16 protein-coding genes and 1 pseudogene are annotated in these 13,567 nt (G+C 59.2%); 15 read left to right on the top strand and 2 right to left on the bottom strand.

Annotated features, from left to right (window positions below; all coding sequences use genetic code 11):
- The first annotated feature begins 6 nt into the window (after positions 1–6).
- The 9 genes and pseudogenes from MOV14_RS09215 (at position 7) to MOV14_RS09250 (ending at position 8,163) form a co-directional block, all read left to right on the top strand.
- Positions 7–1,488: a gluconokinase gene (locus MOV14_RS09215; protein ID WP_318537037.1), complete on the top strand. Its 1,482-nt coding sequence runs from the start codon at positions 7–9 to the stop codon at positions 1,486–1,488.
- A 141-nt stretch (positions 1,489–1,629) separates the two neighbouring features.
- On the top strand, positions 1,630–1,830 hold the full coding sequence (locus tag MOV14_RS09220) for a type II toxin-antitoxin system HicB family antitoxin (RefSeq protein ID WP_318537038.1): 201 nt from the start codon (positions 1,630–1,632) through the stop codon (positions 1,828–1,830).
- Between the two features lie 49 nt (positions 1,831–1,879).
- Positions 1,880–2,086, top strand: a pseudogene (locus tag MOV14_RS10045) (type II toxin-antitoxin system HicA family toxin); the annotation flags it as partial.
- Between the two features lie 401 nt (positions 2,087–2,487).
- Positions 2,488–2,934, top strand: coding sequence for a glycosyltransferase (locus MOV14_RS09225; RefSeq protein WP_318537039.1), 447 nt, complete (start codon positions 2,488–2,490; stop codon positions 2,932–2,934).
- A gap of 91 nt (positions 2,935–3,025) precedes the next feature.
- Positions 3,026–5,461: a molybdopterin-containing oxidoreductase family protein gene (locus MOV14_RS09230; protein WP_318537040.1), complete on the top strand. Its 2,436-nt coding sequence runs from the start codon at positions 3,026–3,028 to the stop codon at positions 5,459–5,461.
- On the top strand, positions 5,458–6,021 hold the full coding sequence (locus MOV14_RS09235; protein WP_318537041.1) for a 4Fe-4S dicluster domain-containing protein: 564 nt from the start codon (positions 5,458–5,460) through the stop codon (positions 6,019–6,021). The genes MOV14_RS09230 and MOV14_RS09235 overlap by 4 nt, the downstream gene beginning before the upstream one ends.
- Positions 6,018–6,896 carry an NrfD/PsrC family molybdoenzyme membrane anchor subunit gene (nrfD, locus tag MOV14_RS09240; RefSeq protein WP_318537042.1) on the top strand — a complete coding sequence of 293 codons (879 nt, stop codon included), beginning with the start codon at positions 6,018–6,020 and terminating at the stop codon, positions 6,894–6,896. The genes MOV14_RS09235 and nrfD overlap by 4 nt, the downstream gene beginning before the upstream one ends.
- Before the next feature lie 613 nt (positions 6,897–7,509).
- The gene (locus MOV14_RS09245; protein WP_318537043.1) at positions 7,510–7,743 is read left to right on the top strand and encodes a DUF4145 domain-containing protein; all 234 of its coding nucleotides are present in this window, start codon (positions 7,510–7,512) and stop codon (positions 7,741–7,743) included.
- A gap of 3 nt (positions 7,744–7,746) precedes the next feature.
- Entirely contained in the window at positions 7,747–8,163 is a 417-nt protein-coding gene (locus tag MOV14_RS09250) for a type II toxin-antitoxin system VapC family toxin (protein ID WP_318537044.1), read from the top strand.
- Positions 8,164–8,483: 320 nt separating this feature from the next.
- Here MOV14_RS09250 and MOV14_RS09255 read toward each other — a convergent pair whose 3' ends face one another.
- Positions 8,484–8,942 (bottom strand): 8-oxo-dGTP diphosphatase, encoded by a 459-nt coding sequence (locus MOV14_RS09255; protein ID WP_318537045.1) that lies wholly within the window; start codon positions 8,940–8,942, stop codon positions 8,484–8,486.
- 96 nt (positions 8,943–9,038) lie between these two features.
- Here MOV14_RS09255 and MOV14_RS09260 point away from each other — a divergent pair, with 96 nt between their 5' ends.
- From MOV14_RS09260 to MOV14_RS09280, 5 genes are read left to right on the top strand one after another with little or no spacing between them, the layout of a single operon-like run.
- On the top strand, positions 9,039–9,725 hold the full coding sequence (locus tag MOV14_RS09260; protein WP_318537046.1) for an orotidine 5'-phosphate decarboxylase: 687 nt from the start codon (positions 9,039–9,041) through the stop codon (positions 9,723–9,725).
- Positions 9,715–10,245, top strand: coding sequence for an orotate phosphoribosyltransferase (gene pyrE, locus MOV14_RS09265; RefSeq protein WP_318537047.1), 531 nt, complete (start codon positions 9,715–9,717; stop codon positions 10,243–10,245). The genes MOV14_RS09260 and pyrE overlap by 11 nt, the downstream gene beginning before the upstream one ends.
- Positions 10,238–11,155 (top strand): aspartate carbamoyltransferase, encoded by a 918-nt coding sequence (gene pyrB, locus MOV14_RS09270; RefSeq protein ID WP_318537048.1) that lies wholly within the window; start codon positions 10,238–10,240, stop codon positions 11,153–11,155. The genes pyrE and pyrB overlap by 8 nt, the downstream gene beginning before the upstream one ends.
- Positions 11,156–11,159: 4 nt before the next feature.
- Positions 11,160–11,630 carry an aspartate carbamoyltransferase regulatory subunit gene (gene pyrI, locus MOV14_RS09275; protein WP_318537049.1) on the top strand — a complete coding sequence of 157 codons (471 nt, stop codon included), beginning with the start codon at positions 11,160–11,162 and terminating at the stop codon, positions 11,628–11,630.
- A complete protein-coding gene (locus tag MOV14_RS09280) occupies positions 11,630–12,379 on the top strand; it encodes an iron-sulfur cluster-binding protein (protein WP_318537050.1) in 750 nt (249 codons plus the stop codon). The genes pyrI and MOV14_RS09280 overlap by 1 nt, the downstream gene beginning before the upstream one ends.
- Before the next feature lie 6 nt (positions 12,380–12,385).
- On the opposite strand, the gene MOV14_RS09285 is transcribed toward MOV14_RS09280, so the two are convergent.
- The gene (locus MOV14_RS09285; RefSeq protein ID WP_318537051.1) at positions 12,386–12,745 is read right to left on the bottom strand and encodes a hypothetical protein; all 360 of its coding nucleotides are present in this window, start codon (positions 12,743–12,745) and stop codon (positions 12,386–12,388) included.
- Between the two features lie 89 nt (positions 12,746–12,834).
- On the opposite strand from MOV14_RS09285, the gene MOV14_RS09290 reads away from it, so the two are divergent.
- Positions 12,835–13,545 carry a glycerophosphodiester phosphodiesterase gene (locus tag MOV14_RS09290; protein WP_318537052.1) on the top strand — a complete coding sequence of 237 codons (711 nt, stop codon included), beginning with the start codon at positions 12,835–12,837 and terminating at the stop codon, positions 13,543–13,545.
- The last annotated feature ends 22 nt before the right edge of the window (positions 13,546–13,567 follow it).

Here is a 13,567-nt window from a genome sequence, read left to right on the forward strand (position 1 = left end):
CCGCCGATGGAAGACTTTCTCCTAGCTGTTGACATTGGGACAACCAACGTTAAAGGGGCTCTCTTCCAAGTAGACGAGGGCAAAGCCATTGAAACATTTTCGCAGAGAATAACCACTTACTCAGACGAGAGAAGAGGGGCCGCGGAACAAGACCCCGAGGAGATATACAGAGCATTCGAGAAGGTGCTGGGTTACTTCGCGGGAAAGGGGTACTCGAAGAAGATAGGGGCGATCTTCCTCTCATCGCAGATGCACGCCTTCGGCACCCTGAGTATGGAAGGCAGGCCCTCAACCAGGCTGCTCACGTACTTCGACACGCGGAGCAGAGAAGTGCTCCCGCTGCTCAACAGGGTTGGGTACGACCTTTACCTGGAGACAGGTTGCCCGCCCCTGCACGTTTACCCCCTGGCGAAGATCATCCTAGCGCGCAGCAGGGGATGGATCAGCAGGGCGGACAAGGTTCTCTTATCCGCCAAAGACTACGTCATCCTGAAGGCTACGGGCGCCCACGTCCTAGACCTATCCACCGCCTCCGGATCGCAGATGCTGAACGTGCGTACCCGAAAATGGAGCAGCCTAGCGCTAGAGCTTGGAGGGGTGGACGAGAACCAGCTCCCCGATCTCGTGGAGGGCTCCGAGAAGCCCCTCGAAATCTCCCCTATGCTCGCAAAGAAGATGGGTCTACCTGAGGACACAGAGGTGTACGCAGGCGTATCCGACGCCTCGGCAAACCAGTTCGGAGTGGGGGCGACGAAGCCCGACACCGTGGCTATCAATCTCGGAACCAGCGCGGCGGTACGCTTTCTCACAGACAAGCCCGTGTTCGACGATGAGAGGATGCGCTTCTTCCTCTACTACGCTGGTAGCGGCAAGTACCTGGCTGGGGGCGCGGTCAACAACGGGGGGATAGTGGTGGAGTGGTTCCTCAGAAGCCTGGGCCGGCTCGAATCCGAGTTCTCCGCGGTGCCTGGACTCGACGCCTACAGACTCGTTGACTCCCTAGCCTCCACTTCGCCACCTGCTTCGAACGGTTTAATAGCCCTCCCCTTCCTGCACGGTGGCGAGCGCTTCCCCATAAGGAACCCGGACGCCAAGTGCATAATCTACGGCTTACAGTTCCACCACAGGAGGAGCGACATCCTGAGAGCGCTACTGGAGGGGGTGGCTTACACCCTTAAAATGATCTACGACGCTCTGTGCGAGCACGGCTTAAGCGCCCGCCTAGCGAAGATAGGCGGAGGCGCGTCGAGCCTCACGGTGTGGCGCCAAATCATCGCGGATGTTTTCCAGATGCCTGTTCACAGAGTAAAGTCTGTCGAGTCAACCCTGTTAGGCTCGCTAATCCACTACGCTAACGCCAGGGGTGCTCTAAGAGAATTCGCGCTACCTGAAGACGTGACACAGCCTATTGAAGAGAATCGGGAAACCTACGCAAATGCGTATGCAAGGTACCTTAAATTGATTGAAAAGCTCTCGGAGTTTGTATAACTAGCTATCTTCTGTGTGCCTTGCAAAAGGTTCTGGCTTTGGCTTACATATGAGGGGATGCTTAAACAATTTCAACACTTATGATTAGTATAAAGTGCTCTAGAGTAAAAGCTTAAAAGGCTGGGTACACCCTTACACACTATGAAGAGAATTATTCACGTAAGGATTTACAAGGGAGAAAAGTATTACGTTGCAGAGTGCATTGATCTTCCAGTTGTGAGCCAGGGTAAGACTCTAGACGAAGCAGTAGAAAACATAAGAGAAGCTATACATCTTCATCTTGAAGGAGAAGATTTAAGCGAATGGGATATTCACCCAGACCTTTCTATCCTAGAAGCATAGAAGTCCCCTCCTATGCCGAAGCTTAAAAGCATTAAGTGGGAGAGACCTAGTTAAAATATTCTACAGACTCGGATTTACGGTAGCTTCTCAGAAGGGAAGCCACGTTAAACTAAAAAGAATTCTACCAGATGGAACAAAGCAAATCCTAACTATTCCTCTACACGAAGAATTAGACAAGGGGACTCTGAAAGCTATCTATAGACAAGCCTTGAGATATATTCCAGAAGAGGAATTAAAAGCATATTTTTATGAGTGAGTATTCTGCACTTCCGATAGAAGAGAAGTTTTTGAAAAACTTTAGGTGGGGTAGAGCTGAAATAAGTGGAGAAGTTTCGAGAACTTTAGAGTTTTCTAACTAATTAGCTAATAAGATTAAGAAAAATAGCAAGGGATAGAAGGCTTTTATGGCACAATAAAAACCGTCCAGTGGCAATTGGGTAAAAATCATTCAAGTGTGTAACAGGGGCTTAGGAGGGCGGACAATGTTCTCCTAATCCACTAAAGACTACGTTATTCTAACCACGCACGGCACACTCCCCCCTCAGGGCCTTCATTCTGCGGCTTCCTTGGGGTGGTCGTGGGCTCCATGTCTTCGCCCCCCTCACCGGGCTGTTTGCCAGTAGCAGCTCGGGGACGCAGCTCCTACTAATCACCTCTATGGCGCGCGGCGACTCAGAGGGAGCGTTGTTCTACGAGAGAGTCCTGGACTACGTGGCCGGCGACGAAAACATTCACATACTCACAGACCAGCAGGGCGTCCACGATCTAGAGGTTAACGCGCTGCAACGCGTAACCACCGTTGGCCTCCACACGGCGGTCAGGGAGGGCTTCGGGCTCGCGGTAACAGAGTTCCTTTGGAAGAGCGTGCCGGTGGTTGCTAGGCCCGTGGGAGGGGTTAAGCTGCAGGTGATAGACGGGCAGACTGGGCTCACGGGCTGGAGCGTGCCCGAGCTGGCCGAAAAGGCGGCCAGGCTCCTGAGCGAGCCCGACGCGAGGACAAGGCTCGGGGAAGCGGGCAGAGAGCACGTGCTCGAGAACTTCGTCATCACCCGGCACGTGCAAAGGTACTTGGCCTTCTTCTCCAGCCTTCTATGCGGTCATTAGCATATGCGCATACCTATCGATATTTTTACAGGGAAATATCGAGAGCTGTACATAAAGTTTTATATACGTTTTGATACGTGTTTAATAACGTATGACCGAGATCACAAGGAGGGACGCCATCAAGCTCGGAGCCTTCCTCGCCGCGGCCACGGCTGTTAAGTGGCCCGTAAGCCTCGTCGTGAAGCCCCCAAGCCAGCCCCAGAGCCTCGCGGCCGAGGAGAAAGCCCCCGTGTCTTGCAACATGTGCGCCGCCGGCTGCGGGCTGTACTTCGTCAAGAGGAACGGCACCATGTACTTTGAGCCCAACCTTGAGCACCCACAGCCGGGCCTCTGCGCTAGGGCGGCCTCGTCCATCCAGCTCTGGAACCACCCCCTCCGGCTGAAGAAGCCACTTAAGAGGGTCGGCGAGAGGGGGGAGGCTAAGTTCCAGGAGGTTGACTGGGACACCGCCCTCAACGAGATCACTCAGAAGCTGAAGGAGATAATATCCAAGTACGGCCCCGAGAGCGTCGTGTTCACGTACCACTACTTCTACGCGTGGCACATGCCGCTCATAGCCTACACTCTCGGCACCCCTAACATAATCCAGTACGCCTCCTGCTGCCACAACGCCTCGACCTACGCCAGGCAGCTCGTTCTCGCTGCCGGAGGCCCGCCCTCCGTGGACCCCGACTACGAGAACGCCCGCTACATAATCTTCGTCGGCAGGGTCCTGAACGCCGCGATGGGGATGGTTCAGAGGCTTCAGAGGGCCCGCGAGAAGGGCGTGAAGCTCGTGTTCGTGGACCCGAGGATGCCCAACGCCGCGATGTCCGAGGCCGAGTGGGTCCCGATCATACCCGGGACAGACGCCGCCTTCCTGCTCTCCATGATACACGTGATCATCCAGGAGAAGCTCTACGACGAGCCCTGGGTCAAGAAGTACACGAACGCCTGCCTCCTCATCAAGCCCGACGGCTCCGCGCTCACTGGTAAGGACATCGGGAAGGACACCTCCGACTTCATGGTGTACGACCTCGACGCGAAGGACTTCGTGAGCTACAAGGCGGCCAAGAACCCGGCGCTCGAGTGGGAGGGCGAGGCCCCTGGCGTCGGCAAGGTCAGGACCGCCTTCACCCTGCTTAAGGAGAGGGCCGCGCAGTACCCGCCCGAGGAGGCCGAGAAGATCACCGGCGTACCCGCCGAGACGATCAGGAGGATCGCCCGGGAGTTCGCTACAGCGAAGGGCGTAGTGGAGGACGGCTGGTGGTCTTCGAAGAACGCCAACGACTCCGACGCATTCAGGGCAGCGCTCACCCTGAACGCGCTCGTCGGAAGCATAGAGACGAGGGGAGGCCTCTACATCCAAGTGGGCGCGAAGTTCCCCGCCTCAGCCACAGCGGCGGCCGACAAGGTGACAACGATCACGGGCGGCACGCTACCCCCGATCAAGGCGAAGAGAGTTGACAGTAAATACCCTGTTCTAAACGTCTTCGACACAGTCTTGGACGCGGTGCTGACCGGCCAGCCGTACCCCGTCAAGGCCCTCTTCATCGTCGGCACGGAGCCCTTCACCCGGGACGTGAACACCCAGAAGCTCATCGAGGCGCTGAAGAAGCTCGACCTCGTCGTCGTGATAGACGTCGTGCCCAACGACAGCGTCGACTGGGCGGACTACGTGCTCCCCGACAACATCTACCTCGAGCGCGAGGAGCTGGCGACGGTGATGTGGACGCCGCACGCCGCCATACAGCTCTCCCACAAGGTCCTCGACCCGCCGCCCGGAGTCGACGCCAGGAACGGCTTCTGGATCATGATGGAGATCGTCAGGCGCACAGTCCCCGACAGGGCGGCAGCGGTCGGCTACACGGAGAAGTACGCTGACTACCACAACTTCGAGGAGTTCGAGGCCCTGATAAAGAGGAAGGTCCTGGAGAGCCTGTCCAAGGCCTGGAACGTGCCGGTGGAGGAGATCGAGAAAGCCCTGGAGATGAAGGGCTTCTACGTGTTCCAGAAGTGGACGCCGAAGGCCGGGCCCGGGACGCGCGGCACACCCAGCGGGCTCGTGGAGATCTACAGCCTCAGCGCCATCCAGTACGGCGACGACCCGCTGCCGAAGTGGAAGCAGCCGCCCTACAAGAAGCCCACAGCCCCCAACGAGTTCTACCTCGTGAACGGCCGCGACCAGTTCGTGAGCGCGCACTCCGCTTGGACGAAGAACATCCTCTTCCTCGCTGACAGGAGGGTCTGGATGAACCCGAAGGACGCCGAGCGCCTAGGCATAAGGGACGGGGACCTGATAGAGCTCGAGGGTCTCGACAACGGCGTCAAGCAGAGGGCGCGCGTTAGGGTGACGAACCGCGTCCGCGAGGGCATCCTCTTCGTCTACAACAGAGTTGGCGGCAGGGCGTCGAAGCTGATAGGCGGCGAGTACGAGGTCATGAAGGAGGGCATCAACACCAACAAGTTCACTCTAAGCTGGCTCGAGCCGGTTAGCGGCTCTACCGGTCTTAACTCAACGGTTCGGGTCACGAGGGTGGGAGCATGAGGCTGGCGCACCTCTGGGACCAGTCGGCATGCATAGGGTGCGGCGCCTGCATAGCCGCCTGCAACGCGGCTAACTACGGCTCCAGCACCAGGGAGAACAGGACGTGGGGCTGGATCAGGAGCAACATCAGGAGGATCACCTTCGACCTCAAGGCGAAGCCTTACATGCTTCTCGTGCAGTGCCAGCACTGCGACAACGCCCCCTGCGTGGCCGTCTGCCCCACGGGCGCGAGCTACAGGGACAAGGACGGCCTCGTCAAGATCAACCCCGCGCTGTGCATCGGGTGCAAGTACTGCATGACCGCGTGCCCCTACGGGGCCAGGTGGCTGGACGACGAGACCGGCCTACCAATGAAGTGCATGGGGGAGGAGTGCCAGAGCAGGGTGGCCGCGGGCCTCGAGCCCGTCTGCGTGGCGGTGTGCCCGGCCGGCGCCAGGGCCTTCGGCGACATCGACGACCCGAACAGCGAGATCAGCAAGAGGCTGGCCTCAGGCCGCATAATCAGGTTGCTCGAGTATAAGGGCACTGAGCCCAAGTTCTTCGTAAGGGTGGGACCATGAGCTTCCAGGAGGTTTGGACCCCGTTCCTGATAGGGCCTTTCCTGTGGTTTGCAGGGATAGCAGGGATGGGCAGCGTGGCGTACGCGCTGATGCGCTTCGCGAAGGTTGAGGAGAAGCTACGCGAGCTTTCGCTCACCGTCTTCGGGAGCGTTGTGCTGGCACTACTGTTCGTCGTCGCCGACCTCTCCCGCCCGGCCAACATGCCCCTAGCCATCCTGGGCTCGCTGGCGAGCGGAGTGTTCCTAGCGAAGCTGACGGTCTCCTGGATGACACTCGGCATCAGCCTGCTCTTCCTCCTGCTCCTCGCCACCCTAGCCTTAGCGCTCAGGCACACGGCCCTGCCGGCAATGGCTAAGCTCACCGACAACAAGTACTTCCTGGCAGTGCTAGCCCTGATCGGCCTGCTCGTGACGCTCTACAGCGGCTTCCTCGTCTCCTCGGCGCCCGGCGTACCGTTCTGGAACACCTCGCTGATACCAATACTGTGGCTGATCAGCGCCTCGATATGCGCGGTCGCTGTCCTCAAGATACTGGTTCACGACGAGAGGGTTACGAGGTTCCTCACCACGAGCGGCCTAGCCCTGGACGTGGCCGAGCTTGCGGCTCTGGCAGCACTGATCAACGTCGCCCTCTACTCCGGCAGCGTGGCCGCGAAGATGAGCGCTGAAGCGCTACTGGTCGGCGAGCTCGCGGCGGCTTTCTGGATCGGCCTAGTGCTCCTCGGTGTCCTAGCGCCGCTAGCCCTCGGCTTCCTGCTCCTGAAGAAGGAGGACCGAAGGCTGGCCCTTGCGGCTGCTGTCCTCGGCCTGCTCGGGGCCTTGGTGCTAAGGACCCTCGTGATACAAGCGGGGATATTCGAAGTACTAGGTCTCTAGCACTAAGACTTAAAACATTAATTCTTTACCTTTCATTTAACTTTTTCACTTTAGTAAAACCTCCTTGGACCTCTTTTTCCACGCGTGTCTCGCTAGCCCATCAAGGACCTAGCTGAGTTTGGCGATAACTCTCGCGTGGTTCCATGAGGGCATGTATAGGTGCGACCGTCTCACCGAGCCTACCGCTTTTTGCGCAGAGTGGATAACACGCGCATAACGATGTGTAAACCGCCACACTATGTAACATTATGTAGAACTCTTACCTATATACCACCCGAATCCCGGTAGCTACGCGCCGGTCAGGTTTAGCTATCATTTTCGTGTTTCTCCGCCCTTACATACCAGAAGCGGCACCGTCCCGTGTGCAAGCGACGTATTCAAGCTATATCAACTCAGTATGGGAGAGCTTTTGGAAGCATGGGAGAGGGGCTGGAGCCCTTCGAGCTAGCGGGAGTATCGCAAAAAACAATAACAAAAAAATTTTGTTAATGTTATGGTGCCCTAAGCATGCTAAGCGCACGGAACTAATGAAACCCCCTCAGCGCTGAATAACGCGTCACGAGAGCGCCAACTTTATTTACCGCCTAGCAGTATACAAGAGTAGGAGTATACGGTGGTACAAGTGCCCTCTGATGTAATCTCTGTCAGAGTGCGGCGGGGTCTTAGGGAGGAGGTCGCGAAGCTGGGGATAGACGTGAGGGAGGTCATTGAGAGAGCTCTCGAGGAGGAGGTTCGCAGGGTTAAAAGGGAGAGGTTCAGGACGCTAGTTGAGGAGGCCCTGAGATCCATGGACGTAGATGTCGAGGAGTGGGCTTCCGCGGTCAAGGAGTCGAGGCTTGAGAGGTAGGGTATGGCCCCCAGGTTTCTGCTGGACGCCTCCGCTGTTTACCCGCTTGTAGCTACTCTTAGAGAGGAGTTCGTAGATCACGCGAGGCTGTTTGCCGTGCTCGACCTAACAGCGTACGAGGTGGGAAACGCGCTGCTGAAGGAGTATAGGAAGGGCAGAGTCCGGGACCTCGATGCCGCCTTTAGGCTCTTCGAAAGCGCGCTCAGCTACGTAACGGTGCTTAACTTCCCTGGGCTTTCGGAGGTCTTAAAGCTCGCGTATAGTGAGAACCTAACTTTCTACGATGCAGCTTATCTCTACTCGGCCAGAGCCCGCGGGATGAGGCTCGTCACAGAAGACCGGGATCTGCTTCGGTTCCCCAAGTCCATCAACGTGAGAAGCCTCCTGGAGGCGCTGGGCACTGGCTCCGAGATCACTTGAAGGTCTCTTCTCAAGTCCTAATGCCTCACTCTACTAGTGAAGTCAACATCACCTCGCGGTACTACCGGAGCTCAGCACCGGTTTATGCTCTATTATCTCGAAGGTGCCAGGGATGCACGATGTCGCATGAGCCTGACAGCTACTCATTATTCAGCACCTTTAGGGTACTTCCTTTAACTTCTCTTCATTTCTCGTGTGTTTAGGGAAAGCATGAAACGAACAGGGAAAATAGGTAGAAAGCGAGAGAAGGACTATCGCCCTGGAGTACCGCCAGAGGCCAGAGTTCCGCGGGGCTAGCAGAGCCGCAGGACTTGAGTTTCTCAAAACACTTTCAGGTTGAACCCGATGAGCCTGGAGTAGTCCCCGTCGAAGTAGAAGTGCCCCTCCACGTTGTACCCCGACAGCACGTGGGGTAGCCAGTGCCTGTCATCCTCCCACATCTCGCTGAAGGGGATCGAGCCTAAAGGCACCCAAAGGGGCTCCGCCTCGTCGCTCCCCGAGACCTCCCCCTCGTACGAGTCCGCTACGAAGACGTGGACGACCCAGTCAGGCACGTGGTCGCTTGAGTAGAAGTGGAGCACACCCCTGTGGTGGACGTTCCGGACCGTGAGGCCTACCTCCTCGAGGACCTCTCGCCTAGCCGCCTCCTCGAGGGGCTCTCCCTCCTCGACCTTGCCCCCAACCCCGTTCACCTTGCCCGCGCCGAACCCCCTCCTCTTCCTGATGAGGAGGACTTTGCCCGAGCTGATTACGAAGACCAAGGTCGCCAGCGTCGTCAACCTAGAACACCATTACTCGTTGCGGATGGAGGCTTAAATCTCCTTCTCCCTGAAGGATAGATTTATTAGGTCAGGAGGAGTTGTCGAGGCGGGCATTTGCCCTGGAAGCTGGAGCACGTTGGTGAGCGTAAAGAGTCTCGGGTTGTACTGGCGCTCGACTACTTCAAGGGTGGAGACCCGCTAGCGTACTGGACTCACCTTCTCGGCAGAACCGCGCACTTGCTAGCCGGGGTTAAGATCGGCCTCCCAGCTTTCATGAGAGCGGGACCGACCGGCGTAGCGAGTCTCATCGAGGGCTACCGCGACGACCTCTACTTCCTCGCCGACTTCAAGCTAGCAGACATAGGAGACATCGTCTCCGAGGAGCTTTCCCTGCTGGAGGCCCTCGGCTTCGACGGGGCCATAGTCCACCTCTTCCCACGCTGTCTCAGCAAGGTGCCTGCGGTCTCGCTGAACGTGTTCGGGCTCGTCTCCATGACCTGCCCTAACAGCCTAGTCGACGCGCACTTCCAAGAGTTGCTGGACTACGCGTCCGAGCTCGGGCTTCGAGGCCTCGTCGTCGCGGCCACCAAGCCCAGCGCGATACGCGCCGCTAGGGAGAGGCTGAGGGAGGCGGTCATCCTCTCGCCTGGCGTGGGGGTTCAGGGCGCGCCTCCGGCCTCTGCGCTTCGCGCGGGAGCCGACTTCGAGATCGTAGGGAGGTCTGTCGTCCTGGCCGAAGACCCCCTGAGCGAGCTCGAGAGGATAGTTGAGGCTCAAAGGGTGGTTTTGCGTGGGGGTTGAAGAGTTGCTTTGGAGCGTGGGCGCCGTGCAGCGGGGCGTTTTCAAGCTCTCTTCGGGGAAGGTGAGCAACGTTTACGTCGACTTGAGGAAGCTCCCGTCCCACCCCAGGGAGTTCAAGCTCCTGATAGACGAGATGGCCCGCGAGGCGCTCAAGCACAGGTTCGACGCTGTCTGCGGCATCGCTGTGGGGGGTCTGCCCCTTGCGACGGGCGTCGCTCTAGCTCTCTCGAAGCCGCTGGTCTACGTTCGGAGGGACAGGAAGGACCACGGCACGCAGAAGCAGCTCGAGGGGGACTTCGAGCCCGGCACTAAGGTCCTCCTGCTCGACGACGTTGCCACGACCGGCGGCTCCCTCCTCGAGGCGCTCCGCGTAGCTAGAGCCCACGGGCTCGCCGCAGACACAGCTCTCGTCGTCGTGGACAGGGAGGAGGGCGCCCGCGAAGCGCTCGAGGCCGAGGGGGTCAAGCTAGTAAGCCTGACGACGCTGAGGAAGCTCCTCGAGGTGGGGTCGCGTGCTTAGGGGCAGGGACGTCCTCTCAATCCTGGACTTCAGCCGCGAGGAGCTGGAGGAGCTGTTCGCGGAGACCGACCGCGTGAGGTCGAACCCCGCGGCATACGCGGGCGCTCTCTCGGGCTTCATCATGTCGACCGCGTTCTTCGAGCCCAGCACGCGGACGAGGCTGAGCTTTCAGTCCGCGATGCTGAGGCTGGGGGGCTCCTACATAGACCTCGGCGAGCTGGAGAGGAGCTCAGTGGCCAAGGGGGAGAACTTCGCCGACACGATTAGGATGCTCGACTCATACGCCGACGTGATCGTCGTGAGGCACAGGCTTGAGGGGGCGGCGAGGTACGCGGCGGAGATAGCTGAGGCCCCGGTGATCAACGCGGGCGACGGGAGGAAGCACCACCCAACCCAGGCTATGCTCGACCTCTACACCGTGAGGAGCGCCAAGGGAAGGGTCGACGGGCTGACCTACGGAGTGCTCGGCGACCTGAGGTTCGGGCGCGCGGCGGCTAGCTTCATCCTAGCCCTCTCGAAGTACCGGCCTAGGAAGGTTTACCTGGTCTCTCCCCCGCTCCTCAGGGCCAGGCCGGAGGTGCTGGAGGTCTTGGAGAAGGCGGGCGTCAGCTACGAGGAGGTGTCGGACCTCGATAGCGTTCTGCCGGAGCTTGACGTCCTCTACGTCACGCGGGTGCAGAAGGAGCGCTTCCCCGACCCGGCGGAGTACGAGAAGGTGAAGGGCAGCTACGCCGTGACCTCTAAAAGCCTCGCCAGGGCCAAGGAAGACCTGGTGGTCATGCACCCCTTGCCCAGGGTGGATGAGATCGCGTTCGACGTGGACCGGACGAGGCACGCGTACTACTTCGAGCAGGCGAAGCTGGGGGTTTGGGTGAGGATGGCCCTGCTCAAGCTGATACTTAAGGGGTGAGAGGATGGAGGACAGGCTGATCGTACGTAAGATCAGAAACGGGACGGTCATAGACCACATCCCGGCTGGAAGGTCCCTCGACGTCCTGAAGATCCTCGGCATCTCAGGGAGGGAGGGCGCGACTGTAGCTCTGGTGATGAACGTGGAGAGCAAGAAGCTGGGCAGGAAGGACATCGTGAAGATAGAGGACAGGTTCCTCAAGCCCGAGGAGGTCGACAAGATCGCTCTCATCGCTCCGACAGCCACGATCAACATCGTTCGCGACTACCAGGTCGTGGAGAAGAGGAGGGTCAGTGTGCCAGAGGAGATCGTGGGCATCCTGAGGTGCGTCAACCCCCTCTGCGTCTCGAACTCGCCTCGCGAGCCCATCACGCCAAGGATAATCGTGGTCTCCCGTCAGCCCCTCAAGCTCAGGTGCGCCTACTGCGACGAGGAGTTCGGAGAGGAGGCGCTGTCCCAGCTGGTGTCTCAGTAGTGTACCTGCGGGCGCTCGTCAAGGAGGCGAGGAGAGCCGGGAGCACAACGATCCTAAGGCTGTCCGTCGAGCTGGCCACGCCGAAGCCCGGACAGTTTATCATGCTCTGGGTGCCCGGTGTCGGCGAGATACCGCTAAGCGTCGCGGACTACAGCGACGGGGAGCTCCTGCTCGCCATTACCAGGAAGGGTAAGGTGACGGGCTACATTTACGACGCCGTGCACAGCGGGTCAGTGCTCCACGTGAGAGGCCCTTACGGCGCCTCGTTCACGGTGCCACCGAGCGGCTCCAGGGTGCTCCTGGTAGGGGGCGGGAGCGGGGTGGCCCCCCTGCACTTCCTCGCCCGCGTCTCAAGAGAAGCCGGGGCCTCGTGCAGCGCCGTCCTAGGCTTCAGGACGGCGAGAGAGGTCTTCCTCGCCGACTCATTCCAGCGCTACTGCCGGGTGGTGCTCACCACAGACGACGGCAGCCTGGGTGTTAAGGGGCTTGCCTCCGACGAGGCCGCGCGCCTCATCTCGGAGGGGCCCGTTGACGCGGTGTACGCCTGCGGGCCGGAGCCGCTCATCGAGAAGGTGCTTTCGCTTGCCCTGGAGAGGGGGGTTCGCTTCGAGGCCTCGATGGAGAGGTACATGAGGTGTGCTGTAGGGGTATGCGGCTCGTGCGTGCTGGAGCCCGTCGGGTTGCGGGTTTGCAGGGACGGGCCCGTCTTTGGTGGAGAAGTTCTCTCAAAAGTGTTTTCCAAAAAATAGAGATCTTTACTGGGCCTCGTCCTCGAACTCTATCACTCCGGTCCCGTAGCCCCTGATCGAAACCTCCACGCTGACCTTGTGCTTTCCCCTCGAGTACGGGCCCTTAACGCGAAGCTCTAGCTCCGCGCCGACGGGGACCTCCAGCGGCTGCGAGGGGGACGGCTGGCCAGTGTAGGGTTGCCCGTTGAGCAGTAGCTGCACGTCTTCCTGCTTGACGGGGTTGCCGTCTACCTGAACCTTAACAGGGGCGTCGACCTGAGCCGTCGCAAGCGTGTTCCTGAGCTTGAAGGACAGCTCCTCGCCGGTAGCCCGCATGCTACCCTTCACGTAAAGCCTCCTGAGGAGGGCCTTAGGTATGTAGCCCATGCCTATCGAAAAAGCAAAGTAAGAGCTGGCGTTTAAGCTTTTTCACTCTTTGCAGCAAAGCTTATTACGCGACGCTACAACTGAGACGTGTGACCCAGCTGAAGCGAAAATTCATCCTAACGGGCCACAGGGGCGCCAAGGCCCTAGCTCCCGAGAACACCCTACCGAGCTTCCTCAAGGCCCTGGAGTGCGGCGCGACGGGCATCGAGTTCGACGTGCGCAGGACCCTCGACGGAGTGGCCGTCATCGCCCACGACGACGAGCTTGACCGCGTCGCGGGGGTAAACCTCAAGGTAAGCGAGGCCAGCTACAGCGACCTGCAGAAGGTGCGGGTCGGGGGCGTAGCAAGGGTTCCGACACTAAGGGAGGTGCTCGCGCTAGCCAAAGGCAGGCTATACGTCGACATCGAGATCAAGGTCCAAGGAGTCGAGGAAGAGGTCACCGATGCGCTCCGAGAGCTCGACATGCTCGGCGAGGCGCTCGTGACGTCTTTCCTCCCAGCCCCGCTTGAGAAGCTGAGGAAGCTCGAGCCCCAGCTGGACATCGGCGTCCTCATCGAGGAGTGGGACGACGAGTACTTGGACATAGCCCGCAGGCTCGGAGCCGTCGCCATCCTGCCGTCGCACGAGATCCTGACGAGGGACCTCGTCGCGAAGATCAAGCGGGAAGGCTACAGCGTGATCACGTGGACCGTGAACAGCCTCGAGGAGGCGGAGAAGCTTGTAGAAATGGGGGTGGACGGCATAATCACCGACAACCCCTGCCTTTTGAAGCCCATTAGAGAGAAAGCAGGGTTATAGGCCTGTTTTTTCTAACCATTTT

Origin of the sequence: Infirmifilum sp. NZ (assembly GCF_022693705.1) — an archaeon.
Taxonomy (GTDB): Archaea; Thermoproteota; Thermoprotei; order Thermofilales; family Thermofilaceae; genus Thermofilum.

What these genes read in the sequence shown, in the direction of transcription:
- MOV14_RS09220 (WP_318537038.1), top strand. Translation starts at nt 1,630, where the DNA reads ATGAAGAGAATTATTCACGTAAGGATTTACAAGGGAGAAAAGTATTAC.
- pyrI (WP_318537049.1), top strand. Translation starts at nt 11,160, where the DNA reads ATGGAGGACAGGCTGATCGTACGTAAGATCAGAAACGGGACGGTCATA.
- MOV14_RS09225 (WP_318537039.1), top strand. Translation starts at nt 2,488, where the DNA reads ATGGCGCGCGGCGACTCAGAGGGAGCGTTGTTCTACGAGAGAGTCCTG.
- MOV14_RS09250 (WP_318537044.1), top strand. Translation starts at nt 7,747, where the DNA reads ATGGCCCCCAGGTTTCTGCTGGACGCCTCCGCTGTTTACCCGCTTGTA.
- MOV14_RS09215 (WP_318537037.1), top strand. Translation starts at nt 7, where the DNA reads ATGGAAGACTTTCTCCTAGCTGTTGACATTGGGACAACCAACGTTAAA.
- MOV14_RS09235 (WP_318537041.1), top strand. Translation starts at nt 5,458, where the DNA reads ATGAGGCTGGCGCACCTCTGGGACCAGTCGGCATGCATAGGGTGCGGC.
- nrfD (WP_318537042.1), top strand. Translation starts at nt 6,018, where the DNA reads ATGAGCTTCCAGGAGGTTTGGACCCCGTTCCTGATAGGGCCTTTCCTG.
- MOV14_RS09230 (WP_318537040.1), top strand. Translation starts at nt 3,026, where the DNA reads ATGACCGAGATCACAAGGAGGGACGCCATCAAGCTCGGAGCCTTCCTC.
- MOV14_RS09285 (WP_318537051.1), bottom strand. Translation starts at nt 12,745, where the DNA reads ATGGGCTACATACCTAAGGCCCTCCTCAGGAGGCTTTACGTGAAGGGT.